This is a genomic window from Stenotrophomonas sp. YJH_SMC_12-1 (assembly GCF_059370935.1).
Genome location: NZ_JCAFUD010000003.1, coordinates 239,599 through 264,886, shown reverse-complemented (window position 1 = coordinate 264,886; position 25,288 = coordinate 239,599). Strand labels below are relative to the sequence as shown.

12 protein-coding genes are annotated in these 25,288 nt (G+C 68.6%); 6 read left to right on the top strand and 6 right to left on the bottom strand.

The window, feature by feature from the left end:
• Positions 1 to 42: 42 nt before the first annotated feature.
• Positions 43 to 7,224 carry an ESPR-type extended signal peptide-containing protein gene (locus tag AC5P8Y_RS07335; RefSeq protein WP_495201880.1) on the bottom strand — a complete coding sequence of 2,394 codons (7,182 nt, stop codon included), beginning with the start codon at positions 7,222 to 7,224 and terminating at the stop codon, positions 43 to 45.
• A 439-nt stretch (positions 7,225 to 7,663) separates the two neighbouring features.
• Positions 7,664 to 11,548: a phosphoribosylformylglycinamidine synthase gene (gene purL / locus AC5P8Y_RS07330; RefSeq protein ID WP_181453440.1), complete on the bottom strand. Its 3,885-nt coding sequence runs from the start codon at positions 11,546 to 11,548 to the stop codon at positions 7,664 to 7,666.
• 829 nt (positions 11,549 to 12,377) lie between these two features.
• On the opposite strand from purL, the gene AC5P8Y_RS07325 reads away from it, so the two are divergent.
• Positions 12,378 to 14,477 carry a glycosyl hydrolase family 18 protein gene (locus AC5P8Y_RS07325; protein WP_033834375.1) on the top strand — a complete coding sequence of 700 codons (2,100 nt, stop codon included), beginning with the start codon at positions 12,378 to 12,380 and terminating at the stop codon, positions 14,475 to 14,477.
• A 58-nt stretch (positions 14,478 to 14,535) separates the two neighbouring features.
• Here the strand turns inward: AC5P8Y_RS07325 and AC5P8Y_RS07320 are convergent, their stop codons facing one another.
• On the bottom strand, positions 14,536 to 15,318 hold the full coding sequence (locus AC5P8Y_RS07320; protein ID WP_005408019.1) for a DsbC family protein: 783 nt from the start codon (positions 15,316 to 15,318) through the stop codon (positions 14,536 to 14,538).
• A gap of 100 nt (positions 15,319 to 15,418) precedes the next feature.
• Positions 15,419 to 16,396, bottom strand: a complete 978-nt coding sequence (gene xerD / locus AC5P8Y_RS07315; RefSeq protein WP_049453430.1) for a site-specific tyrosine recombinase XerD — start codon at positions 16,394 to 16,396, stop codon at positions 15,419 to 15,421.
• Between the two features lie 56 nt (positions 16,397 to 16,452).
• On the opposite strand from xerD, the gene AC5P8Y_RS07310 reads away from it, so the two are divergent.
• A complete protein-coding gene (locus tag AC5P8Y_RS07310) occupies positions 16,453 to 16,944 on the top strand; it encodes an RDD family protein (RefSeq protein WP_033834373.1) in 492 nt (163 codons plus the stop codon).
• A 189-nt stretch (positions 16,945 to 17,133) separates the two neighbouring features.
• Here the strand turns inward: AC5P8Y_RS07310 and lptG are convergent, their stop codons facing one another.
• Entirely contained in the window at positions 17,134 to 18,240 is a 1,107-nt protein-coding gene (gene lptG / locus AC5P8Y_RS07305; protein ID WP_033834372.1) for an LPS export ABC transporter permease LptG, read from the bottom strand.
• Positions 18,237 to 19,319, bottom strand: a complete 1,083-nt coding sequence (gene lptF / locus AC5P8Y_RS07300; RefSeq protein ID WP_005408014.1) for an LPS export ABC transporter permease LptF — start codon at positions 19,317 to 19,319, stop codon at positions 18,237 to 18,239. Before lptF ends, lptG begins: the two co-directional genes overlap by 4 nt.
• Positions 19,320 to 19,423: 104 nt before the next feature.
• Here lptF and AC5P8Y_RS07295 point away from each other — a divergent pair, with 104 nt between their 5' ends.
• The 4 genes from AC5P8Y_RS07295 to AC5P8Y_RS07280 all read left to right on the top strand — a co-directional run bounded on the left by AC5P8Y_RS07295 (position 19,424) and on the right by AC5P8Y_RS07280 (position 25,283).
• A complete protein-coding gene (locus AC5P8Y_RS07295; protein WP_005412193.1) occupies positions 19,424 to 20,902 on the top strand; it encodes a leucyl aminopeptidase in 1,479 nt (492 codons plus the stop codon).
• Positions 20,903 to 20,984: 82 nt separating this feature from the next.
• Positions 20,985 to 21,410 carry a DNA polymerase III subunit chi gene (locus tag AC5P8Y_RS07290; protein WP_005408012.1) on the top strand — a complete coding sequence of 142 codons (426 nt, stop codon included), beginning with the start codon at positions 20,985 to 20,987 and terminating at the stop codon, positions 21,408 to 21,410.
• A 72-nt stretch (positions 21,411 to 21,482) separates the two neighbouring features.
• Positions 21,483 to 24,311, top strand: coding sequence for a valine--tRNA ligase (locus tag AC5P8Y_RS07285; RefSeq protein WP_164133443.1), 2,829 nt, complete (start codon positions 21,483 to 21,485; stop codon positions 24,309 to 24,311).
• Between the two features lie 150 nt (positions 24,312 to 24,461).
• Positions 24,462 to 25,283 (top strand): EamA family transporter, encoded by an 822-nt coding sequence (locus AC5P8Y_RS07280; protein ID WP_111109028.1) that lies wholly within the window; start codon positions 24,462 to 24,464, stop codon positions 25,281 to 25,283.
• The last annotated feature ends 5 nt before the right edge of the window (positions 25,284 to 25,288 follow it).

The window sequence follows — 25,288 nt, the reverse complement described above, 5'->3', positions numbered from 1 at the left end:
GTGCTGCGCCGGCGTGGGTGGCCGCCGGCGCGATGGAGTGGCTTACCAGCCGAAGCCGGCACCGACGCCGACCGAGCTGTCGTCGCTGCTGAAGGCACCGCCGACCGTCACCGTGGCGCGATCGCTGATCGCACGCTGGTAACCCAGCGAGAGTGCCGATTCGCCGCCCTGGAAGCCGATGCCGACGCCGACCCGGTTCTGGGTGCGGATGCCGGCAGCACTGGTGGCCATGTTGAGCATCGCCGCGCTCATCGCGCCCTGGCGGTCGATGCGGCGATCCATGTGCCGCAGGCGCCCGTCGACCTCGCCCTTGAACACATCGAAGCTGTCGGCGACGGCCTGCACGCGGCTGTCGGTGTAGCTGTTGGCGGTGGCCATGCCACGATCGAGCTGGCCCTTGTTGACCGCATCGGTGGCGGTGGTACCGGCCGCAACGTTGGTGACCTGGCGCTCGTTGCCTTCGCTGCCCACCGACACCGTATTGGCACGATCGGCAACCGAGCCCTGGCCCAGCGCCACCGCGTTCGCAGCAGTGGCACTTGCGCCCTGGCCTATGGCGGTGGAGGAAGCGCCGCTGGCCACTGCACCGTCGCCCATGGCGACCGCGTTGAGACCCGATGCCGAGGTGCCCACCGGGATGCCCGCACCCGCCGCCGCAGCGGTCGGCGTGCCCTGCACGCGTGCGGTGCTGGCCGGTGCCGCATCGGCCGCCGCCGGTGCTTCGGCAACGCTGGCCAGTGCGCTTTCATCCAGCGAGGCACTCATCGAACGCAGGCTGGCCGTTCCCGAACGCGTACCACCGGCGGTGCGGCGGTCGATCTCGCTGACCTTGCGGTCCAACGCACCCAGCGCATCACCGACGTTGCTGTAGCTGGCGCCCTGGATCACGTAGTTCGGTGCCACGAACACGCCCTGCATGCCGACACTGGCGCCGCCCCCCAGGAAGCTGGCGGCATCGCTGAGCGACTGGAACAGCTGGCCGCCATTGATCGCCTGGCGGCTGCCGGCGGCGATGCTGCCGGCACCGACGTTGTCGATGGTGGTGCCCTGGAAGCCGGACAGGGTCAGGCGGTCACGGCTGGCGTCGTCGTAGCCGACTGCACTGGCCGCCGTGGTCTCCACCGTCGCGATGCGCGAATCGAAATCACCGACGCGGGTTTCCACCGCGCCCACGCGCTGGTTGGTGACATTGAGCTGGGAGCCGGTCACCGCGTCACTGCTGCCGGCAGCGATGCGGCCATCAGCCACGTTGACGATGCGGCGCGTGGCCGGGCCATCGGTGCCGTTGCCACCACCGACCGACACCACGTTGGCATCGAGTGCGCGCGAGCCCGCACCCAGTGCCACCGAATTGGCGCCGGATGCACCGGCGCTGCTGCCCAGGGCCAGCGCACCATTGCCGATGGCCGCGGCGTTGGCACCCAATGCGTTGCTGCGCGCACCACTGGCACTGGCACCGGAACCGAGCGCGGCCGCATCGCTGCCGCTGGCACTGGCGGTCCCGCTGCCGGTGGCCTTGACGTAGCGGGCGGTGCCATCGGCGGTTGCGGCGACGGCATCGAGCTGGCCACGGTTGACCGCATCGGTGCGCTCGGTACCGGCGGCGACGCGGGTGATCTGGCGATCACTGGTGCTGCTGCCGACCGACACCGTGTTGGCACGATCAGCCACCGAGCCCGAACCCAATGCCACGCTGCCTGCAGCGCTGGCGGTGGCACTGACACCCACCGCCGTGGCGTTGGCGGCGGAGGCCTTGCTGCCGTAGCCGACCGCGGTGCCGAGGCGACCGCTGGCATCGGCGTAGCTGCCGATGGCCGAAGCGCCGTCCGCCGAAGCAGTGGCGCGGAAACCGCTGGCCTGCGACTGCGTGCCGGTGGCAGCCGCCTGTGCGCCGCTAGCGGTGCTGTAGGCGCCCTTGGCCTGGGCACCGGCACCGGTGGCGCTGGCGCCGGTTTCGCTGGCGCTGGCACCGCTGCCTACCGCCACGCTGTCGACACCGGCCGCCTGCGCAGCATTGCCCAGTGCGGCAGCGTTGTTGCCGGTGGCCAGTGCATCGAAGCCGACCGCGGTGGCGTTGGCGGCCATGGCGTTGGCGCCGCTGCCCAGCGCAGTCGCACCGTTGCCGATCGCATTGGCCGCATTGCCTGCCGCCAGCGCATTTTCACCATCGACCAGTGCACCGGCCTCGCCATCGGCATTGCCGCTGGCCTGGAACTGGCGGCTGGTCTTGTCGGCCACGCTGGCAACGGCGTCGAGCTGGCCCTTGTTCACCGCATCGGTGGCTTCGGTACCGGCTGCAACGTTCGTGACCTGGCGTTCGCTGCCGGCCTTGCCAACGGCCACCGTGTTGTCACGGTCAGCCTTGGAACCGGCACCGAGCGCAACGCTGTTGCTGCCATTGGCGGTGGCATTGGCACCGAGCGCCGTGGCGTTGGCGCCTGCCGACCAGGCATTCCAGCCGATGGCGGTAGCGTAATCCTCGGTGGCCCATGCACCGGCACCGAATGCTGCCGCACCGGTGCCACTGGCGCGCGACGGAATCAGGCCGAAGAAGGTGCTGCCGCCGATCGCCACGCTTTCCGCACCGCTGGCTTCACTCGACTGACCCACCGCAACCGCGCCGGTGCCCGCCGCCGCGGCCCCGAAGCCCACCGCCGTGGTGTTGGCACCGCTGGCAGCCGAGCCGTAGCCGAGTGCGGTGCCAAGGCGACCGGTTGCTTCGGCATAGCCACCCACCGCTGTGGTGCCATCGGCGGAGGCCGCACTGCGGAAGCCGCTGGCAAGGGACTGTGCGCCACTGGCGTTGGATTCGGTACCGTTGGCGGTGCTGTAGACACCGCTTGCCTGTGCACGCGCGCCCGCCGCGCTTGTCCCCACTTCGCTGGCGCTGGCGCCGCTGCCCAGGGCCAGGCTGTCCTCGCCGGTGGCCTGTGCGGTGTTGCCCAGTGCCGCCGCGTTGGTGCCGGTCGCCAGCGCATCGATGCCGACGGCGGTGGCGTTGGCGGCCAGCGCATTGGCACCACTGCCGAGCGCAGTGGCACCGTTGCCGATCGCGTTGGCCGCATCACCTGCTGCCAGCGCATTGTCACCCTCCACCAGCGCGCCGGTTTCACCATCGGCATTGCCACTGGCCTGGAACTGCCTGCTGGTCTTCTCCGCAGCGGCGGCTACGGCATCGAGCTGGTTCTTGTTGACCGCATCGTTGCCCTGCGTGCCATCGGCCACGTTGGTGATCTGGCGGGTGTTGCCGCCGCCGCCCACCGATACGGTGTTGTCGCGGTCCGCAATCGAATCCGCACCGAGCGCCACGCTGTTGGCCGCGCGCGATTCCGCCGCGTTGCCCAGCGCGGTGCTGTTGATGCCCCCCGACCAGGCGCCACCGCCCACCGCCGTGGAGTAGTTGCCCGAGGCTTCGGTAGCCAGCACGCCGAACAGCGAGCCGCCGACGGCGACGCTGTTGGTGCCGGTGGCCATGCTCCCCTGGCCGGTGGCGGTGCTGTAGGCGCCGGACGCTTGCGAATCACCGCCCAGCGCCACGCTGTTGGAACCCGAGGCGTTGGCGAAGTTGCCAAAGGCGGTGGCATTGAAGGCCGAAGCCTGTGCATAGCCGCCGATGGCGGTGCTGTAACCACCGGTGGCTTCGGCGCCGATACCGAACGCTGCCGCAGCCGTGCCGCTGGCCACGCTCTCGCTGCCGACCGCGGTGGCACCACTACCACTGGCGTTGCTGAAGTAGCCCACGGCTACGGCTTCTTCGCCGGAGGCTTCGGACAAGGCTCCGCTGGCGGTGCTGCCCGCGCCGCTGGCGATGCTGGCCGCGCCGAACGCCGCACTCTGCTCACCGCTGGCTTCGCTTTCCGCACCCTGCGCGGTGGCGTATTCGCCGGTGGCCTGTGCATTGGCGCCTACGGCACTGGCATTGGCGGCGGTCGCCAGCGCGTTGAAGCCGATCGCCTGCGCGTTGCCGGCCAGCGCATTGGCACCGCCGCCGAGCGCGGTGGCGCCATTGCCGATGGCGTTGGCCGCATCACCTGCGGCCAGCGCGTTGTCGCCCTCCACCAGCGCACCCGCCACATCGTCGCCGTTACCGCTGGCCTGGAAGAAGCGGCTGGTGGTCGTGGCGGTGCTTGCCACCGCGTCCAGCTGTGCCTTGTTCACCGCATCGGTGGCCTGGGTACCGGCGGCAACGTTGGTGACCTGGCGCTCGTTGCCGCTGCTGCCCACCGACACCGTGCGTGCGCGGTTGGCGACCGAGCCCGCGCCGAGTGCGACGGCGTTGCTGGCACTGGCGTTGCTGCCCGCACCCAGCGCGATCGCACTTTCGCCGCCGGCCACCGTGTTGGTGCCGATGGCGATGCTGTTGATGCTGTTGCCCAGCGCCTGGAAGCCCAGCGCCACGCTGTTGTCGCCATAGCCGAAGGCACCACGGCCGACTGCGGTGGCGCTGGTTCCGTTGGCCCAGCTGTTGTAACCGATCGACGTGGCGCCAGCGCCGCTGGCCCACGCCGCGTTGCCGAACGCCGAGGCATTGGTGGCGGTCGCCCACGCGCCGGAACCAAAGGCGCTGGCGCCGCTGGCGGTGGCCCAGCTGTAGCCGCCCACCGCGGTACTGTCATCGCTGCTGGCAAACGCACTGTCACCCACCGCCACCGCATACGCGCCGGTGGCGCGCGACTTGCCGCCGGCGGCGAAGCTGTTGTCACCGCTGGCCTTGGCCGCATTGCCGAAGGCGCTGCTGGCTGCACCGCTGGCCTGCGCAGCGCTGCCGACCGCCGTGGCATCGGCCACGGCCGTGGTACCCACCTGCTGCGCCTTGCCATCTGCACCGATGATGGGTTGGTTGAACTCGTCGTAGGCCTGGCCCAGGCCACCGATGGCGACACCGCCATTGCCGGTGGCCGTGCTGTTGCGGCCCACCGCCACGCTGTCATCGCCGATGGCCGACGCGGCCGCGCCATGTGCAACCGCGCCGACACCGATCGCATTGCTCGACGAACCGGCCGCGATGGCACCCTCGCCTTCCGCCAGCGCACCGGCATCACTGCCAGCTTCAGGCTGCGCCTGGAAGAAGCGCGCGGTGCTGTCGGCAGTGCTGGCCACCGCATCCAGCTGCGCCTTGTTCACCGCATCGGTGGCTTCACTGCCGGCTGCAACGCTGGTGATCTGCCGCTCGTTGCCGGCACTGCCGACGGCCACGCTGTTGGCACGCACCGCTTCGGAGTTCGCGCCCAGCGCGACGCTGTTGGCGCCGCGTGCCGTAGCGTAGTAGCCCACTGCGGTGCTCTGCGCACCACTGGCCCAGGTCTGCGCGCCAAGCGCGCTGGCGTTCTCGCCCGGCGCATAGGCGAAGTAGCCCACCGCGGTGGCTTCGGCGCCGGAGGCTTCGCTGAGGCTGCCGTTGGCCACGGCACGGTCGCCGCTGGCGATGGCGCCGGCACCCACCGCGGTCGCGGCTTCACCACTGGCCTGTGTCTGTACGAAGAAGCCCAGGCCGGGAATCAGGTCGGCCGGGCCACCAATGGCGACGCTGCTGGTGCCCGTGGCATTGCTCTGCGTACCCAATGCCGTGGAGTAATCACCGATGGCATTGGAGACCGCACCGAACGCCGACGCCTGCGCGCCGGACGCATAGGCCCCCACGCCATAGGACGACGCGGCAAAACCGCTGGCATCGGCACTGGCGCCGACGGCCGTGCCACCCACGCCGGCACTGGTGGCGCCGGTGACCACCGGCACGCCACCACTGGTGATCAGCGGGTTGCCGTTGGCATCCACCGCAGTGCCACCGACGGCCACGCTGCCCGGTCCGTTGGCCTGTGCGTTGTTGCCGAATGCTGCGCTGTTCTGGCCCGAGGCCAGCGCGTTGTTGCCCACCGCAGTCGCGTTCTGCGCAACGGCAGTGGCACCGGCACCGACCGCCGTGGTGCCAGTGCCGATGGCATTGGCGGCCTCGCCTGCGGCCAGCGCGTCGTCACCTTCAGCCAGCGCACCGGCATCGCTGTTGCTGCTGCCGATGGCCTGGAAGCGCTTGGCGGTGGCATCGGCCACTGCGGCAACATCCTTCAACTGGCCAACGTTGACCGCATCGGTATCTTCGGTGCCGGCGGCAACGCTGGTGATCTGGCGGGTCAGGCCATATTCGGCGGCACCGACGGACACGGTATCGACACGGTCAGCCAGCGAACCGGCGCCCAACGCCACGCTGCCGGTAGCGACCGCGGCCGAATTGGAGCCCAGCGCGGTGCTGTATTCACCGACGGCCGTGCTGAACGCACCTACTGCAATCGAGGCTTCGTTGGCAGCCGTGGCGCCGCGGCCCAATGCGGTACTGCCGGGGCCCATCGCTACGGCACCGCCACCGACGGCGGTCGCGCCATCGGCGGTGGCTTCGGACAGTGCACCCAGTGCCGTTGCTGCACCGTTTTCGCTGGCGGCGTAGGCGCTGGCACCGACGGCGGTATCGCCAAGGCCGAACGCTGCTGCGCTTTGCCCGACCACCACGCTGGCATCGCCGATCGCCAGCGCGCCCTGGCCGAATGCGCTGGCGCCGATGCCTGCAGCAATGGCCTGGGTACCGATGGCAGTGGTGGCGTTGGCCAGCGACTGCGCACCGGCACCGGCGGCCAGTGCGCCCTCGCCCTCGATCTTCGCCGCGTCGCTGTCATCGCCTGCGCCGTCGGCCTTGAAGTACCGGTTGCCGTCGGCGGCCACGTCGGCCAGCGCGGCCTGCGTGGCGCGCGCCTGCGCGTCCAGTTGCGCCTTGTTCACTGCGTCGGTCGCCTGCGTGCCTGCGGCGACATTGGTGACCTGCCGTTCCTTGCCGGCATCGCCGACGGAGACGGTGTTGGCACGCGTGGCTTTGGAGCCGGCACCCAGCGCCACGCTGTTGGCCGCACTGGCACTGCTGTTGCTGCCGATCGCCACCGCATTGCTGCCCTTGGCCGTGGCCGAGCCTTCGATCAGGCACTTTTCGAGCAGCTTGCCGCTGAATGCCACGCAGGTGGCGCTACCGCCGATCTGCACCGACTGTGCGGTGGCAGAGCCACTCATGCCCAATCCCAATACCAGGCCCAGTGCCACCGCCAGCAGTGCGGGCGTGGCCTGTGTCGCACCGCGGCGCTGGTCGACGACCCCACCGCTGCTGCTGTCGGAGGAAGACAGTTCCGAGGCCACCACCAACTGACCCAATGCTTTGTTCCAGACCTTGCGATAAATCCGATTCATCGGTACGGCTCCTGATTGGACTGGTTTTGGGCAAAGCAACGCCACCGCTGGGCTTTCCGGCCCAACGTCCCCTGGGGGCGTTTATTCGCGTGATTTACTGCGGGGTATTGCCGAACGGCGCGCAGCGACAGAAAACCGAGCGCGTGCGCCAACCGGTTACTGCGAAATGAATGATTCTGAAACGGGGTTCAAGTGTTAACGGCAACTTTGCAGATCGTCAAGACTTTGACACGACAAATCCTATTGCCGTGAAGCAGTTCACTCTTTTCCCTGTTTATGAAAGGATTTTGTTAGCGACGCGTGACGTAACCCTGTCGCCTGAAAATCCATGTAACTCGCGGGTACATCAGGATTTTCACACGCGCAAAGAAAAAACCCGCCGATCAACGGCGGGTTTTTCCATACGCAACGGCATTGAAGCCTGCGCGGTGTGGTGCGATCAGCCGCACCACACCCGCGCGTTGCGGAACATGCGCATCCACGGCGAATCACCCTGCCACTCGGCCGGGGCCCAGCTCATGTTGAGCGCGCGCGGGGTGCGTTCCGGGTGCGGCATCATGATGGTCACGCGGCCGTCGCTGCTGGTCAGGCCGGTGATGCCGTCCGGCGAACCGTTCGGATTCAGCGGGTACTGGCTGGCGACGTTGCCGTGGCCATCGATGTAGCGCAGCGAAACACGGGCCGCGGCCTGGTCGACCGCGTTGTCGAACACCGCCTGGCCTTCGCCATGCGCCACTGCCACCTGCAGGCGCGAACCGGCCATGCCACGCAGCAGGATCGACGGAGATTCCACCACTTCCAGCAGCGCGGTACGGGCTTCGAACTGCTCGCTGGCATTGCGGCGGAACTGCGGCCAGTGTTCGGCACCGGGAATGATGTCCTTCAGCTGGCTCATCATCTGGCAGCCGTTGCACACGCCCAGGGCGAAGCTGTCCTCGCGCGCGAAGAACGCGGCGAAGGCATCACGCAGCGCGCTGCGCTCCAGGATCGAGGTGGCCCAGCCACGGCCAGCGCCAAGCACGTCGCCGTAACTGAAGCCGCCGCAGGCGACCAGGCCGTTGAAGTCCTGCAGGGCGACGCGGCCTTCGATCAGGTCGCTCATGTGCACATCGAAGGGCCGGAAGCCGGCACGTTCGAAGATGTTCGCCATTTCGATCTGGCCGTTGACGCCCTGCTCGCGCAGCACGGCCACGCGCGGACGCGCACCGGTGCTGATGAACGGGGCGGCCACGTCTTCATTGATGTCGAAGCTGAGCTTGGGCTTCAGGCCCGGTGCGTTGAAGGCACGGGCGATCTCACGCTCGGCGTCGGCGTTGGCCGGGTTGTCGCGGCGCTTCTGCATCGCGTGGGTGACCGACCACCATGCGTCGAACAGCGACTCCCAGCGCCATTCAGCCAGGTTCTCGCCAGCCAGCGACACGCGCACCACCGGTGCGGTGGTCGGCTTGGCGATGCGCTGCGCGCACTCGGTCAGTGCATGGCGCTCGACCAGGTCGGCGAACGCTGCGCGGTCTTCGCGTGCGATCTGCACCACCGCGCCCAGCTCTTCGTTGAACAGGCTGCGGAATGGATCGTCGCCCCAGGCATCGAGGGTGATGTCCAGCCCCAGGCGCGACGTGAAGGCCATTTCGCACAGCGCGGCGAAGGCACCGCCGTCGCTGCGGTCGTGGTAGGCCAGCAGCAGGCCGGCCTGGCGCGCATCGCGGATCAGCTCGAAGAAGCCACGCAGGCGCTGCGGGTCGTCCAGATCCGGGGCGGCACCGGCGAACGCCGGCAGGTCACCGTGGTCGGCATGCACCTGGGCCAGGATGGAACCGCCCAGGCGCTGCTTGCCGGCGCCAAGGCCGATCAGCCACAGCTCGCTTTCCACGTCGCGGTCGAGCAGCGGGGTCAGCTGCTGGCGCACATCGGCGACCGGTGCGAACGCAGAGATCACCAGCGACACCGGCGACACGCTCTTGTGCGCTTGGCCCTGGTCGTGCCACTGCGCCTGCATCGACAGCGAGTCCTTGCCCACCGGAATGCTGATGTCCAGCTGCGGGCACAGTTCCATGCCCACGGCCTTCACCGCGTCGTACAGCAGCGCGTCTTCGCCGGGGTGGCCGGCCGCGGCCATCCAGTTCGCCGACAGTTTGATCTCATCCAGCGCATCGACCGGGGCCGCGCACAGGTTGGTCAACGCTTCGCCCACGGCCATACGTGCCGAAGCCGCCGCATCGAGCAGGGCCAGCGGGGTGCGCTCGCCGATCGACATCGCCTCGCCGGCCACGCCGTCGAAGTCGGCCACGGTGATGGCCACATCGGCCACCGGCAGCTGCCACGGGCCGACCATCTGTTCGCGTGCGGTCAGACCACCGACGCTGCGGTCACCGATGGTGACCAGGAAGTTCTTCGAGGCCACCGTCGGGTGCGCAAGCACGCGCAGGCCCGCTTCCTGCAGGTCCAGGCCCGCGGTCTTCAGCGCCGGCCAGCGCGGTGCCGGCGGGTGTGCGGTATCGCGGTGCATCTTCGGCGGCTTGCCGAACAGCACGTCCATCGGCAGGTCGATCGGCGCATCGGCCGGGGTGTGGCCCGGCACGGCGCCATAGGCCACCACCAGGTGTTCCTCGGCGGTGGCCACGCCGACCGCAGCGAACGGGCAGCGCTCGCGGGCGCACAGCGCGGCGAACTCGGCCAGGCGCTCCTGGGCGACGCCGAGCACGTAGCGTTCCTGCGATTCGTTGCACCACAGCTGCATCGGCGACAGCGACGGATCATCGGTGGGCACCTTGCCCAGATCGATCACGCCACCGACCTTGGAGTCGTGCAGCAGCTCGGGGATGGCATTGGACAGGCCACCGGCACCGACGTCGTGGAAGAACTTGATCGGGTTGTTGCTGCCCATCGCCACGCAGCGGTCGATGACCTCCTGGCAGCGGCGCTCCATCTCCGGGTTGTCGCGCTGCACGCTGGCGAAATCCAGGTCCTCGGCGCTTTCGCCGGAGGCCACCGAACTGGCGGCACCGCCACCCAGGCCGATCAGCATTGCCGGGCCACCGAGCACGATGACCGCATCACCCGCCTGCAGCTGGATCTTGTCGACCTGGATACGGTCGATGGCGCCGAGGCCGCCGGCCAGCATGATCGGCTTGTCGTAGGCGCGCACCAGGTCGGCGCCTTCAGGCAGCTCGAAGCTGCGGAAGTAGCCGAGCAGGTTCGGGCGGCCGAACTCGTTGTTGAACGCGGCGCCGCCGAGCGGACCATCGGTCATGATTTCCAGCGCGGGCGCCATGCGCGGGTTCAGCGCGCGCGGCGCTTCCCACGGCTGCGGCAGCTCGGGAATGCGCAGGTGCGAGACCGAGAAACCGGTCAGGCCGGCCTTCGGCTTGCCGCCGCGGCCGGTCGCGCCTTCGTCGCGGATTTCACCACCGGCGCCGGTCGAGGCGCCCGGGAACGGTGCGATGGCGGTCGGGTGGTTGTGGGTCTCCACCTTGATCTGGAACGCGCTGGGCACCTGCGGTTCACGACGGTACTCGCCGCTGGCCGGATCCGGGCGGTAGCGCGACGCCGGATGGCCTTCGATCACCGCGGCGTTGTCGCTGTACGCGCTGAGCGTGTGCTGCGGGGTCTGCTGGTGGGTGTTCTTGATCATCCGGAACAGCGAGCGGTCCTGCTCCTGGCCGTCGATGGTCCAGCTGGCGTTGAAGATCTTGTGGCGGCAGTGCTCGGAATTGGCCTGCGCGAACATCATCAGTTCGACGTCCGACGGCGAGCGGCCCAGCGCGGTGAAGCGTTCGCGCAGGTAATCGATCTCGTCCTGGGCCATGGCCAGTCCGAGGCGCTCGTTGGCGGCCTCCAGCTGGTCCACCGGCACGCGTTCCAGTTCGCCGCGGGCGGGCGCCGAGAACAGCGCCTGGCCCTGCTTCACGGTCTCCAGCACTGACTGCGTCATCGGGTCGTGCAGTGCCTTGACCAGCGCCTGCTGCACGTCGGCATCGGCCGGCCAGCCCTGCACGTCGATGCGCAGGCCCCGCTCGACCCGGCTTACCGGCTGGCCGGCACCGCGCACCAGTTCGGTGGCCTTGCTCGACCACGGCGACAGCGTACCCAGGCGCGGCACCACGATGCGGCTGACCGCGCCGTCGGCCACGGCTTCCGCCTGCGGCGCAGCTTCGAGGATGCGGCACAGGGTGGCGAGGTCGGGAGCGGCGCTGCCTTCGGGCTGCACGAAGTAGACGTGCCAGGCACCGCTGATGCGCAGGGAGGGAGCGATGGACTGCAGGCGGGATTCAAGACGTTCGCGGCGGAACGGCGACAGGGCGGGCGCGCCCTCGAGGACCATCATGTCCGGGGAACCGTGGTTGGGAAACGGGCCCGACATTGTACCGGAAGCGGGGGAAGGGCTTTGGCCGGGCGGCGCCCGGCACCCGCCGAGGCCAGGGCAACAGCAACAGCAACGGCCAAAGCAAAAGCGGGGTTCCCGTGGGATGGCGGGGTGGGTCCGGTGGCGGGGGACGCCGTAAACCCGCCCCTGGGGGCTTGGCCGCGGCATCCATGCCGCGGACTGATCTGGCCGCCCGCCACCGGACCCACCCCGCCTCCGACAGATTTCCGCGATCTGCGGTAGATCCACGCCATGCGTGGATGCTCCCCGGTAGTGCCGGCCGCTGGCCGGCAATAAGGGAACGTCGGAAGTCAGGCATTTAAGAGCGCAGCGACCGGCTTCTGCTTTTGATTTTTTGTTCTGCCTTTCGTGGCTGACCGCGCAGGAACCTGTCCGTGGCCGGGCGGGTGGGCTGCGCAGGGGCGTGAGCCGCATGGATGCGGCGACCGAGCTTACATGGACGTACTTGCAGCGTCCCCTGCGCAGCCCACCCGCCCGGCCAACCCCCAGAAATCCGCTGTAAGCGACCCACCCCAGCCACGAGGGGCTCCGCCGATGGCCGCCGACCGCGCGCAGCGCCGCTCTCCATCCGAATCCCGGAACCATGCGCTTGCTCACGGATTGACCACGCGATTGATGACAACGTTGTCCCCACCTGGCGCCGGACTCTCTCCCCGGCCTCCCAGGTACCTCCGTCCGGCCCCACCCGTCGCCTTCCCGGGCGACGCCCGGACCTGCGTCACGCGCGGCGCCATCGGGGCCCGCGCGCCCTTTGATCGGAGACTTACCCATGTACGACCCGATTGTGCGCAGTGCCGAACGTGCGACCCGAAACTGTCGTCCCCGCCGCCTGGCCTGGCTGCTTGCCGTGGCCGCCGGTGCCGCTGCCCTGCCCGGCCTGGCGCAGGCCGCCAGCTGTGCCGGCGTGGCCCAGTGGGACCAGGCCAAGATCTACCGGGCCGGCGATACCCTGCAGAAAGGAGGCGTCCTCTATCGGGCGAACCAGGACATCTGGAACGCACCGCCGGACCATCCGGCCGGTGCGCCCTACTACACCAACCTCGGCGCCTGTGATGGCGGCGGCGCCAACCAGCCGCCGGTGGTCAGCCTGACCTCGCCGGCCAACGGCGCCACCTTCAGCGCCGGCAGCACGGTCAACGTGACCGCCACCGCCAGTGATCCGGACGGCAGCGTCGCCAAGGTCGAGTTCTTCCGCGATGGCAGCACGCTGGGCGTGGCCACCAGTGCGCCGTATGCGGCCAGCTGGACCAATGCCAGCGCCGGCAGCCACACCCTGCGCGCGGTAGCCACCGACAACAACAACGCCACCAGCAGCACCGCGACCATCACCATCACCGTCAACGCCGCCGGTGGCGATACCACCGCACCGAGCGTGCCGGGCGGACTGGCGGTCGGCACGCGTACCGCCAACAGCATCGCGCTCAGCTGGAGCCCGTCCACCGACAACACCGGGGGCAGCGGCGTGGCCGGCTATGACGTGTACCGCAATGGCAGCCTGGTCGGTTCACCATCCAGTGCCAGCTACGTCGATGGCGGCCTGACTGCATCGACCACTTACCGCTACCGTGTGCGTGCCCGCGACAACGCCGGCAACGCGTCCGCGCAGGGCACCGAGATCAGCGCCACCACGCTGGCCGGCGACGGCGGCACCAACGGCAAGCGGGTCATCGGCTACTTCACCCAGTGGGGCATCTACGGCCGCAACTACCGGGTCAAGAACATCGACAGCAGCGGTTCGGCCGCGCGCCTGACCCACATCAACTACGCCTTCGGCAACGTGCGCAACAACCGCTGCGAAGTGGGCGTCACACAGCCATCGGATCCGAACAGCGGTGCCGGTGGTGATGCCTTCGCCGACTACACCAAGGCCTTCAGTGCCGCCGAGAGTGTCAGCGGCAGCGCCGATACCTGGGACCAGCCGCTGCGCGGCAACTGGAACCAGCTCAAGCAGCTCAAGGCCAAGTACCCCGGCATGAAGGTGCTGATCTCGCTGGGTGGCTGGACCTGGTCGCGCGGCTTCTCCAGCGCGGCGCGCCCGGAAAACCGCCAGGCCTTCGTCGCCTCGTGCATCGATGCCTACATCAAGGGCAACCTACCGGTAACCGACGGTGCCGGTGGTGCCGGTGCCGCGCTGGGCGTGTTCGACGGCATCGACATCGACTGGGAATACCCGGTTGCGTGCGGCATCGAATGCGGCAAGCCGGAAGACAACGCCAACTTCACCGCGCTGATGGCCGAGTTCCGCCGCCAGCTCGATGCAGTGCGTCCGGGCCTGCTGCTGACGGTGGCGGTGGGTGCCGGCATCGACAAGATCCGCGTCACCGACCCGGCCGCGTACCACCCGTACCTGGACTACATCAACGTGATGACCTACGACTTCCACGGCGCGTGGGATGCGAAGACCAATCACCAGTCGGCGCTGTTTGATTCGCCGAATGATCCGTCCACCGGCGACCAGAAGCTGTACAACAGCAACGACGCCATCGAGGCCTTCATCAGCCGTGGCGTGCCTGCCGCCAAGCTCAACCTGGGCATCGGCTACTACGGGCGTGGCTGGACCGGTGTGGCCAACGCCAACAACGGCCTGTACCAGACCGCGACCGGCGCTGCCCCGGGCACGTATGAAGCCGGCATCGAGGACTGGAAGGTGCTGAAGAACCTGGCGTGGCCGGGCTACACCGACAACACCGCCGGTGCCACCTGGATCTACAACGGCAGCACGCTGTGGAGCTTCGACACCCCGGCCAACATCACCCGCAAGATGGGTTACGTGAAGACCCAGGGCCTGGGCGGCGCGTTCGTCTGGGAGTTCAGTGGTGATGATGCGCAGGGCACGCTGACCAAGGCGGTCAGTGATGGCCTGAAGTAAGAAAAAAGCCGGGGATGCGACACGCATCCCCGGCTCTACAGGAAAAGGTCGGCGCCGATCAGCGCTTGGCCGACAGTTTTTCCAGCGCCGCGCGCAGCTGCGCCGGCGGCAGGTAGCCCCCCAGCTGGGTGCCGTCCGGCGCGAAGATCGCCGGCGTGCCGTTCACGCCCAGCTGCTGGCCCAGTGCGTACTGCATCGCCACCGGGTTGGTGCAGTTCTTTGCCGGCACGTTGCCACCGCGCTTGGCGTTGGTCAGTGCCTGGCGGCGATCGGCCGCACACCAGACCGAGATCATGTCGGTGTAGTCCTTGCTGCCGAGGCCCATGCGCGGGAATGCCAGATACTCGACGGAGATACCGTTGCGGTTGAGCTCGGCGATGTCCTGGTGCAGCTTGCGGCAATAGCCGCACTCGATGTCGGTGAACACGCTGATGGTGTACTTGGCATTCGGCGCGGCGAACACGATGCGGTCGCCATGGTTGGCCTTGGCCAGCAGATCGCGGCGGTAGCCGAGCAGGCCTTCGCTGTTGGCCGGGCCCTTGGCACGGGTGTCGTAAGGCTGCGACTGGAACAGGTAGCGACCGTCGTCGGACACGTACAGCAGCTGGCCGGAAACGACCACCTCGCGGAAGCCGGGGAACGGCGCGGCACCGATGTAGTCCACCTTGAAACCGGGGTTCAGGGCAGTCAACGCAGCGCGCACGGCCTGGTCGGCTGGCGCGTTGGCGGCCGGGCCGGGCTTGGCAGCAGCGGCAGGCGCCTTGGCGGCTGGCGGGGCCGGCTGGGCGCAGGCAGTCAGGCTGAGCGCACCGAACACGGCGGCGATGGCAAATCGGAGCATGGAGCAGTCCGCGACAGAAGAAGACCCCGGATTCTGACACAGCCACCGGCACCGGGCCGCGACGCCGCGCACCACCCGGGGCCGGGGTTCAGGACACGGCTCAGCCGCGCGGATGATGCCGGGCGTGCAGTTTCTGCAGGTGCTCGCGCGCCACCAGGGTATAGATCTGGGTGGTCGACAACGAGCTGTGGCCAAGCAGCATCTGCAGCGCGCGCAGGTCGGCACCGCGGTTGAGCAGATGGGTGGCGAAGCTGTGGCGCAGGCCATGCGGGCTGATCCGCGCCGGGTCGATGCCGGCCACCTGCGCGTGGCGCTTGACCAGGTGCCAGAACGCCTGCCGGGTCAGCGCATGCAGCATCGGCTCGACAAACAACGGGGTCTGCCCATCGGCCAGCGCCTGCACCTTGCCCTTGCCGACCAGCAGCGGGCGCGATGCCTGTAGATAGCGCTCCAGCCAGTGCTGCGATTCCTCACCCAGCGGCACCAGCCGTTCCTTGCTGCCCTTGCCGGTGACCCGCAACACGCCCTGGCGCAGGTTGACCGCGGTGGCCGGCAGCAGCACCAGCTCGCTCACGCGCAGGCCGGCGGCGTACATCAACTCCAGCATGGCGCGGTCGCGCAGGCCCAGCGGGCTGTCGATATCCGGCGCTGCCAACAGCGCGTCGATCTGGCTTTCGGCCAGCGCCTTGGGCAGCAATCGTGGCAGCTTGGGCGGATCCAGCAGCGCGCTGGGGTCCTCGCCGCGCTCGCCACGGCGCACGCCATCGGCGAAGAACGCCCGCAGCGCCGACAGCAACCGCGCATTGCTGCGCGGCGACCAGCCATGACGGGTGCGCCAGGCCAGGTAGTCGAACAACCCCGGGCGCTCGATGCCGGCCAGGCCACCATCGCGCCCATCCATCCAGCGAGCCAGCCCTTCCAGGTCGCGCCGGTAGCTGTCGAGGGTGGCGCGGGCCAGACCGTTCTCGGCCCAGATCGCATCGAGGAAGCGCTGGATGCGCATGCTGTCGTCGGCGCGCAGTTCGGGCAGTTGCTGGACCAGCTGGCGGCGTTCGGCGGGGGTGGAAACAAGGGCCATGCGTGCAGGATACGAGGGCCACTGCGGATGCGGCCAGCATTGCGTATGCTCGGCGCATGTCCCGCCCCGCCATTGATACGGCCCCTGCGGCCACTACCGAGCTGCCCCGCCCGCGTGCATTGCTGCTGTGGCGCGTGCTGGCGATGGTCTACGACGCGCTGCCGGTGCTGGCGCTGTGGATGTTGGCCGGCACCCTGTTCACCCTTGCCTACACCTTCAGCGGCCACGCCCAGCGCGAGAACATCGCACCGTTCAGCGCCTGGCAGTGGCTGCTGTGGGCGGTGTGCTGGCTGGTCACGGGGTGGTATGCCACGGCCAGCTGGCGCCGCGGTGGGCAGACGCTGGGCATGCGGCCGTGGCGCTTGAAGCTGGAATCGAGTGATGGCGCGCCCCTGCGACGCACGCAGCTTTGGCTGCGCTTCGTGGTGGGCACGCTGTCGCTGCTGCTGGGCGGCCTGGGATTCTGGTGGGCATGGGCTGACCGCCAGCGGCTGACCTGGCACGACCGCGCCAGCGGCACCCGCCTGCTGCGCATGCCGAAGCGGTAACGCATCACCTTTCAATCCGATCCTGCGCGGCGCTTGTGTAGAGTCGAGCCGAAGCTCGGTTGGCGGGCGGTGCGCGCACAGCAGCCGAGCGTGGGCTATGCCTGCCGTCCCGGCCGGCACCCTTCAGGCCGTCGCCAGCGACGTTGGCAGCGGCTCCTGCCGCTACCTTCGGCTCTACAACAACGATGATCAGCCCGACTTGCGCCGGAACAGCAATCCCGATATCGCCAGCATCACGATCGGCGGCAACGCATAGGCAATGCGGTAATCGAACTTCAACGCGCCGGCCATGCGACCGAAGAACAGCTGCAGCAGCCAGAAGCCCAGCGCGAACAGGATGCCGAGGAACAGGCGCTTGCCCATGCCACCACTGCGCAGCGAGCCGAACGCGAACGGCACCGCCGCCAGGCACAGCGCCAGCACGTTCACCGGGTAGAACCAGCGGCTCCAGTACACATCCTCGTAGTCGCGCGCATCCAGACCGTTGCGCTCGCGGTATTCGATGCTGGTGCGCAGTTCGGCCACGCTGAGGTTGCGCGGCTTGGCGATGCCGGTGGCCAGCGCGCCGGCGTCCAGCTTGGAGTTCCACGGCTCGCGCGCCACTTCCTCGCGCGTGGCCGAACGTTCAGCGAAGGTATCGCGGCGCACGCCGGTCAGCACCCAGCCGTCACGGTCATGCTCGGCCGTGTCCGCATGGGTCAGCGAGGCGATCCGACCATCCTCGGCGATGCGATACAGGCGCACGTCACGCAGGATCAGCCGCGTGCCCTTGTCGCCCACCAGCTGCTCTTCGCCACCGGCGGCGCTGAGGAAGGTATCGCCCTCGCGCGCCCACAGGCCGGAATAGCGGGTGGTGGAGATGTCCCGCCCCCATTTGGCACTGGACTTCAGCGCATCGGCACGGTCCTGGCCCCAGGGGCCCAGCGTCTCGGCGCTGAGCACCATCACTGCGGTAAGCAACGACAGGGCGATGGCCACCGATACGCTCAGGCGCTTGCGCGACAGGCCCAGCGCACGCAGCGCGGTCAGCTCGGAGGTCGCGGCCAGCTGGCCCAGGCCCATCAGCGCACCGATCACCGCAGCGGTGGGGAACATGGTGTAGGCACGGCGTGGCACCGTATACAGCACCCAGGCGGCCGCATGCCCCAGGGTGTAGCCGTTCTTGCCGATGTCCTTGAACTCGCCGGAAAACGCCATCACCACGTCCAGGCCCACCAGTACGGCCCAGGTCAGCAGCACCGTGGTGAACACCGACTGGCCGAGATACAGGTCGAAACGCATCGGGCGCAGTCTCATGCGCGGGCTCCCTTCGGGCGGCCCAGGCGGCCATCACGTGCATACATCCAGATCGCCAGCGCCAGCAGCGGCAGGGTCAGCCACCACAGGCCAAGCGCAGGCGGAATCTTGCCATTGGCGATCCAGCCACTGCCGATGAACATCAGGTTGGTGCCCACCATGTAGGCCATCAGCGCCAGCATCATCCGCCCGTAGCGCTGCTGGCGCGGCGAGCTGCGGCCCAGCGGCACGGTCAGCAGCGCAAACGCCAGCGCGATCAACGGCGGGGCAAGGCGGCGATGCAGCTGTGCCTGCGCCTCGGGCCGGTCATCGCCGAACAGCTGCGTGGTCGGCATCAGTTCCGGATCATCGCCGGTACGGGTCTGCGCACCGTCGGGCAGGGCCACATCGTTGCGGGCGAAGGTGGCCAGACGGTAATCCAGCCCCCCGGCCACCGGTCCTTCCACCTGGTGGCCATCATCCAGCTCCAGGAAGCGCTGGCGGGCGCCTTCGAAGAACATGCGCCCCCCTGCGGCGGACACCACTTCCAGACGATCGTCCTTCTGCCGCTGCAGGAAGACCCGGCCCAGCTGGGTACCATCGGGCGAGATCGAGGACAGGTAGACCACGCCACCATTGGGCAGCTGGGTGAAGCGGCCCGGCTCCAGGCCCGCCATCAGCACGCTTCGATTGGCCTCGATGATCATCTGCTCGGCCACCCGGCCGGCCCACGGGCCCAGCCACAAGGAGCAGGCGCCGACCAGCGCCACCACCGGCACCACCAGCATCAGCAGCGGCCGCAGCAGGCGTTTGGGGCCCACGCCAATGGCAGTGATGACGGCCATTTCCGAGTCGCGGTAGAGACGGGCCACCGCCAGCAGCAGGCCCAGCATCAACGCCAGCGGCAGGATCAGTGGCAGGTAGGCGATGAACTGCAGGCCCAGTTGGGAGAACAGCAGCTTGGCCGGCAGGCGCCCGTCGGCGATGTTGCCGAGGATGTCCACCAGCACGCCGCCCACGCTGACCACCAGCAGGACGATCAGGGTAGCCAGGAAACTCTGGACGAAATCGCCCAGCAGGTATCGGTCGAGCTTCAGCATGGGGCGGTGGTTTAAACTCTGGGGTTCGTTCGCGGTGCCGCCCAGTCTACTGTCTGGGCGTAAACGGCCTGCGATTGTACGGACTCGCCAATGGAATCTGCTCAATGGCCCTCGAATTCACCCTGAACCACGTTGCTCCGGCCGCCGCCGCCGTTGATTGCCTGGTGGTCGGCGCGTATGCCGACCATACCCTGACCCCCGCCGCACAGGCCCTGGACGCCGCCAGCGGCGGCCGCCTGGCCTCGCTGGCCCAGCGCGGCGACCTGTCCGGCAAGACCGGCGCCACCACCCTGCTGCACGACCTGCCGGGCGTGTCCGCCCCGCGCGTGCTGGTGGTCGGTCTCGGCGACGCCGCCCGCTTCGGTGTACCGCAGTACCTGAAGGCCGTTGGCGACGCCGTGCGCGCGCTGAAGGCGGGCGCTACCCGCAGCGCACTGTTCACCCTGTCCGAAGTGGCCATCAAGGACCGCGACGCGGCCTGGGCGATCCGCCAGGCGGTGATCGCCGCCGATCACGCTGCCTACCGCTACACCGCCACTCTGGGCAAGAAGAAGGCCGACGACGCCGGCCTGGCCCAGCTGGCCATCGCCGGTGACGACGCCCAGGCCCTGGCCCAGGGCCAGGCCATCGCCGCCGGTGTCGAGTTCGCCCGCGAGCTGGGCAACCTGCCGCCGAACTACTGCACCCCGGCCTACCTGGCCGAGGTGGGCGTGAAGTTCGCCGGTGAGCATGACGGTGCCGAGGCCGAGATTCTCGATGAGCACCAGATGGAAGCGCTGGGCATGGGCTCGCTGCTGGCCGTGGCCCGTGGTTCGGCCAACCGCCCGCGCCTGGTGGTGCTGAAGTGGACCGGCGGCGGCGACGCCAAGCCGTACGTGCTGGTCGGCAAGGGCATCACCTTCGATACCGGTGGCGTCAACCTGAAGACCCAGGGCGGCATCGAAGAGATGAAGTACGACATGTGCGGTGGCGCCAACGTCATCGGCACCTTCGTCGCCGCGGTCAAGGCCAAGCTGCCGCTGAACCTGGTGGTGGTGGTGCCGGCGGTGGAAAACGCCATCGACGGCAACGCCTACCGCCCGTCCGACGTGATCACCTCGATGTCGGGCAAGACCATCGAAGTGGGCAACACCGACGCCGAAGGCCGCCTGATCCTGTGCGATGCGCTGACCTATGCGCAGCGCTTCGAACCGGCCGCGCTGGTCGACGTCGCCACCCTGACCGGTGCCTGCATGGTCGCCCTGGGCCACCAGACCGCCGGCCTGATGAGCAAGCACGACGACCTGGCCAATGAACTGCTGGCCGCCGGCGAGCATGTGTTCGACCGCGCCTGGCGCCTGCCGTTGTGGGACGAGTACCAGCCGATGCTGGATTCGACCTTCGCCGACGTCTACAACATCGGCGGCCGCTGGGCCGGCGCGATCACCGCGGGCTGCTTCCTGTCGCGCTTCACCGAAGGCCAGCGCTGGGCCCATCTGGACATCGCCGGCGTGGCCAGCGATGAAGGCAAGCGTGGCATGGCCACCGGCCGCCCGGTCGGCCTGCTGAGCCAGTGGCTGCTGGACCAGGCCGCCCGCGCCTGATGCCGTACCCGACCCTGGCCGGCCCCCGCTGGCCAGGGCCTCGCCCGGCACCGCCGGGCCTCTGCCTGACCCGGATCCTGCCATGCCCCGCGCCGACTTCTACCTGATCGCCAAGCCCCGCTTCCTGACCGAGCCGCTGCGCCTGGTCTGCGAACTGGCGCGCAAGGCCAACGACGCCGGGTTGTTCACCCTGGTGCTGGCCCGCGACCAGGCCCAGGCCGAGGAGCTGGACGAGCTGCTGTGGGCGTTCGACAACGATGCCTACATCCCGCACCAGATCGCCGGCGAAGACATGGACGAGGAAGAGGCCCTGGTGCTGATCGCCGTACCCGGCACCGACGCGCCGGCACGCCCGCTGGTGATCAACCTGCGCGATGAACCCTGGCTGGGCCAGTGCGAACGCGTGCTGGAAGTGGTCCCGGCCGATCCGGAAGCGCGCGAACCGCTGCGCGAACGCTGGCGCCAGTACAAGGCCGCCGGTTACGAGCTGAACAAGCACGACATGTAAGCGCGCCCCGGCCCCCTTGATGGGCCGCCGCCGCGCCCTGATCCTTCAACGATTACCTCCTGGTTCCCCCGCATGACCCAACTCGCCTCCAGCTACGACCCGAAGTCCTTCGAGACCGACCTCTACGAGGCCTGGGAGAAGGCCGGCCACTTCAAGCCGTCCGGCACGGGCGAGCCGTACACCATCCTGCTGCCGCCGCCGAACGTGACCGGCACGCTGCACATGGGCCATGCGTTCCAGCAGACCCTGATGGACGCGCTGGTGCGCTACCACCGCATGCGCGGCTACGACACGCTGTGGCAGGTCGGTACCGACCACGCCGGCATCGCCACCGAAATGGTGGTCAGCCGCAACCTGGCGCTGGAAGGCAAGGGCGAGACCCGTGATTCGCTGGGCCGCGAAGGCTTCATCGGCAAGGTCTGGGAGTGGAAGCAGCAGTCCGGCGATACCATCGAGCGCCAGATGCGCCGCCTCGGCACCTCCGCCGACTGGTCGCGCAGCACCTTCACCATGGATCCGCAGCCGTCGGCGGCGGTCAACGAAGCCTTCGTGCGCTGGTACGAGCAGGGCCTGATCTACCGCGGCCAGCGCCTGGTCAACTGGGACCCGGTGCTGAAGACCGCCATTTCCGACCTGGAAGTGGAGAGCGCCGAGGAAGACGGCTTCCTGTGGTCGATCGCCTACACGCTGGATGAAGGCCTGAGCTACGAGCACGTCGAGCGCGATGCCGACGGCGTGGAAACCCTGCGCGAAACCCGCGACTACCTGGTGGTCGCCACCACGCGCCCGGAAACCCTGCTGGGCGATACCGCGGTGATGGTGCACCCGGAAGATGAGCGCTATGCCCACCTGATCGGCAAGAGCGTGGTGCTGCCGCTGACCGGCCGCCGCGTGCCGGTGATCGCCGACGACTACGTGGACCGTGCGTTCGGCACCGGCGTGGTCAAGGTCACCCCGGCGCACGATTTCAACGACTATGAAGTGGGCGTGCGCCACAGCCTGCCGATGATCAACCTGTTCACCCCGGTGGCGGCGCTGAATGAAAACGCACCGGAGCGTTTCCAGGGCCTGGACCGCTACGCCGCGCGCAAGGCGGTGCTGGCCGAACTGGAAGACCTGGGCATCCTGGTCGAGACCAAGGCGCACAAGCTGCAGGTGCCGCGCGGCGACCGTACCGGCCAGGTGATCGAGCCGTACCTGACCGACCAGTGGTTCGTGAAGATGGACGACCTGGCCAAGCGTGGCCTGGAACTGGTCGAAGACGGAACCATCGCCTTCGTGCCGCCGAACTGGATCAACACCTACCGCCACTGGATGAACAACATCCAGGACTGGTGCATCAGCCGCCAGCTGTGGTGGGGCCACCGCATCCCGGCGTGGTTCGACGAAGCCACCGGCAGCTGCTACGTCGGTCGCAGCGAAGAGGAAGTGCGGGCAAAGAACAACCTCGGCAGCGACGTGGTGCTGAACCAGGAAAGCGACGTGCTGGAGACGTGGTTCTCCTCGCAGCTGTGGCCGTTCTCCACCCTGGGCTGGCCCAACGAGCAGGCCATGGCCGAGCGTGGCTTTGATCGCTACCTGCCGTCGTCGGTGCTGATCACCGGCTTCGACATCATCTTCTTCTGGGTGGCGCGCATGATCATGGCCACCGACAACCTGGTCGGGAAGATCCCGTTCAAGGACGTCTACTTCACCGGCCTGATCCGCGACGGCCAGGGCCAGAAGATGTCCAAGAGCAAGGGCAACGTGCTCGACCCGCTGGACATCATCGACGGCATCACCATCGACGACCTGGTCGCCAAGCGCACCGGCGGTCTGATGCAGCCGAAGATGGTTGAGAAGATCGAGAAGGCCACCCGCAAGGAATTCCCGGACGGCATCGCCGCCCACGGTGCCGATGCGCTGCGCTTCACCATCGCCGCGCTGGCCACCCACGGCCGCGACATCAAGTTCGACATGAACCGCGCCGAGGGCTACAAGAACTTCTGCAACAAGCTGTGGAACGCCAGCCGCTTCGCGCTGATGAACACCGAGGGCGCGGCGTTCACCGGCGTTCCCAGGCCGCGTACCGATGCCGAGCGCTGGATCCTCGCGCGCCTGGCCGCCACCACCGCCGAAGCGCAGGGCCATTTCGCCGCCTACCGCTTCGACCTGCTGGCGCAGTGCCTGTACGAGTTCGCCTGGAACGCGTTCTGCGACTGGTTCCTGGAACTGAGCAAGCCGGCACTGAACGGTGCAGACCCCGCCGACGCCGAAAGCACCCGCCACACCCTGCTGTACGTGCTGGAAGCGCTGCTGCGCCTGCTGCACCCGCTCACGCCGTTCATCACCGAACAGCTGTGGCAGCAGCTGGCGCCGCGCCTGGGCCTGGCCGAAACCACGCTGTCGCTGCGCCCGTACCCGACCGCCGCCGAGTTCGAAGGCGATTTCGCCCAGGCCGAGGCCGACGTGGAATGGCTGAAGGCGGTGATCAGTGCCGTGCGCCGCGTGCGCAGTGAGCTGAACGTCGCGCCGTCCAAGCTGGTGCCGCTGCGCCTGCAGGCCGGGCTGGAGCAGGACCGCGTGCGCATCGAACGCTTCAGCGCCTCGCTGTCGTTCCTGCTGAAGCTGGACGGCATCCAGTGGCTGGCCGAAGGCGAAAGCGCACCGCCGGCCGCCGCCGCGATCGTGGGCGAGCTGAAGCTGCTGGTGCCGCTGGAAGGCCTGGTCGATCTCGATGCCGAGCGCGTGCGCCTGGACAAGGAAATCGCCCGCGTCGAAGCGGAGAAGGAAAAGAGCGAGACCAAGCTGGCCAAGTTCACCGACAAGGTGCCGCCGGCCGTGGTCGAGCAGGAGCGCGTGCGACTGGCCGACTGGAACACCCAGCTGGCCGGCCTGCGCGAGCAGCGCGCGAAGCTGTAAGCGCCGCGCTCTGGTGCGTGCCAGCCAAGGTTGGCACCTGCCCTGCCCCGCTCTGGTGGGTGCGGACCTTGGTCCGCACTGAGCGATGTGCCAACCAAGGTTGGCACCCACCAAACCCGGAACATTTCCCCGGCATGGCATCATCGCCCGATGCCTCTTTCCATCTTCCTGCTGGTCCTCGCGGCTGCGGCCCTGCATGCCAGCTGGAATGCGATCGTCAAACGCGGGCCGGACAAGTTCCTCGGCACCGTGCTGGTCACCGGCAGCGCCGCGCTGCTGTCGGCGGCCACCCTGCCCTTCCTGCCGTTCCCGGCCGCGCACAGCTGGCCCTGGCTGGCTGCATCCGTGCTGCTGCAGGTGACCTACTACGGATTGGTGGCACGCTGCTACCAGCAGGTCGACATGAGCCTGGCCTATCCGCTGATGCGTGGCAGCGCGCCGATCCTGGTTGCGCTGGCCGGCACCCTGCTGGGCGAGCAACTGCCCCCGGCGGCGTGGCTGGGCGTGGTGCTGGTGAGCAGCGGCATCCTGTGCATGGCACTGGGCACACGTGGCGGCCAGCTGCGGCTGCCGCTGCTGACCGCGGCGATGATCGCTACCTACACCCTGGTCGATGCGCAGGGCGCGCGCCAGTCCGGTAGTGCGCTCAGCTATACGCTATGGCTGTTCCTGCTGTCAGGCATCCCACTACCCCTGTGGGCGTTGTACACCCGCGGCGGCGCAGTGCTGGACTATGCGCGCCAGCACTGGCCGCTGGGACTGGCCGGTGGCGTCGGCACCACGGCGTCCTACGCGATGGCATTGTGGGCCATGACCCAGGCGCCGGTGGCGATGGTCTCGGCGCTGCGTGAATCCTCGATCCTTTTCGCGTTGCTGATCTCGGTGTTCGTGCTGCGCGAGCGGATTCCGCGTGCGCGCTGGCTGGCGGCGGCGCTGATCGTCGGCGGTGTGTTGGCACTGCGGCTGGCGTGAGAAAA

Coding starts and splice junctions, on each gene's coding strand:
- AC5P8Y_RS07335 (WP_495201880.1), bottom strand. CDS start 7,224: ATGAATCGGATTTATCGCAAGGTCTGGAACAAAGCATTGGGTCAGTTG.
- purL (WP_181453440.1), bottom strand. CDS start 11,548: ATGATGGTCCTCGAGGGCGCGCCCGCCCTGTCGCCGTTCCGCCGCGAA.
- AC5P8Y_RS07325 (WP_033834375.1), top strand. CDS start 12,378: ATGTACGACCCGATTGTGCGCAGTGCCGAACGTGCGACCCGAAACTGT.
- AC5P8Y_RS07320 (WP_005408019.1), bottom strand. CDS start 15,318: ATGCTCCGATTTGCCATCGCCGCCGTGTTCGGTGCGCTCAGCCTGACT.
- xerD (WP_049453430.1), bottom strand. CDS start 16,396: ATGGCCCTTGTTTCCACCCCCGCCGAACGCCGCCAGCTGGTCCAGCAA.
- AC5P8Y_RS07310 (WP_033834373.1), top strand. CDS start 16,453: ATGTCCCGCCCCGCCATTGATACGGCCCCTGCGGCCACTACCGAGCTG.
- lptG (WP_033834372.1), bottom strand. CDS start 18,240: ATGAGACTGCGCCCGATGCGTTTCGACCTGTATCTCGGCCAGTCGGTG.
- lptF (WP_005408014.1), bottom strand. CDS start 19,319: ATGCTGAAGCTCGACCGATACCTGCTGGGCGATTTCGTCCAGAGTTTC.
- AC5P8Y_RS07295 (WP_005412193.1), top strand. CDS start 19,424: ATGGCCCTCGAATTCACCCTGAACCACGTTGCTCCGGCCGCCGCCGCC.
- AC5P8Y_RS07290 (WP_005408012.1), top strand. CDS start 20,985: ATGCCCCGCGCCGACTTCTACCTGATCGCCAAGCCCCGCTTCCTGACC.
- AC5P8Y_RS07285 (WP_164133443.1), top strand. CDS start 21,483: ATGACCCAACTCGCCTCCAGCTACGACCCGAAGTCCTTCGAGACCGAC.
- AC5P8Y_RS07280 (WP_111109028.1), top strand. CDS start 24,462: ATGCCTCTTTCCATCTTCCTGCTGGTCCTCGCGGCTGCGGCCCTGCAT.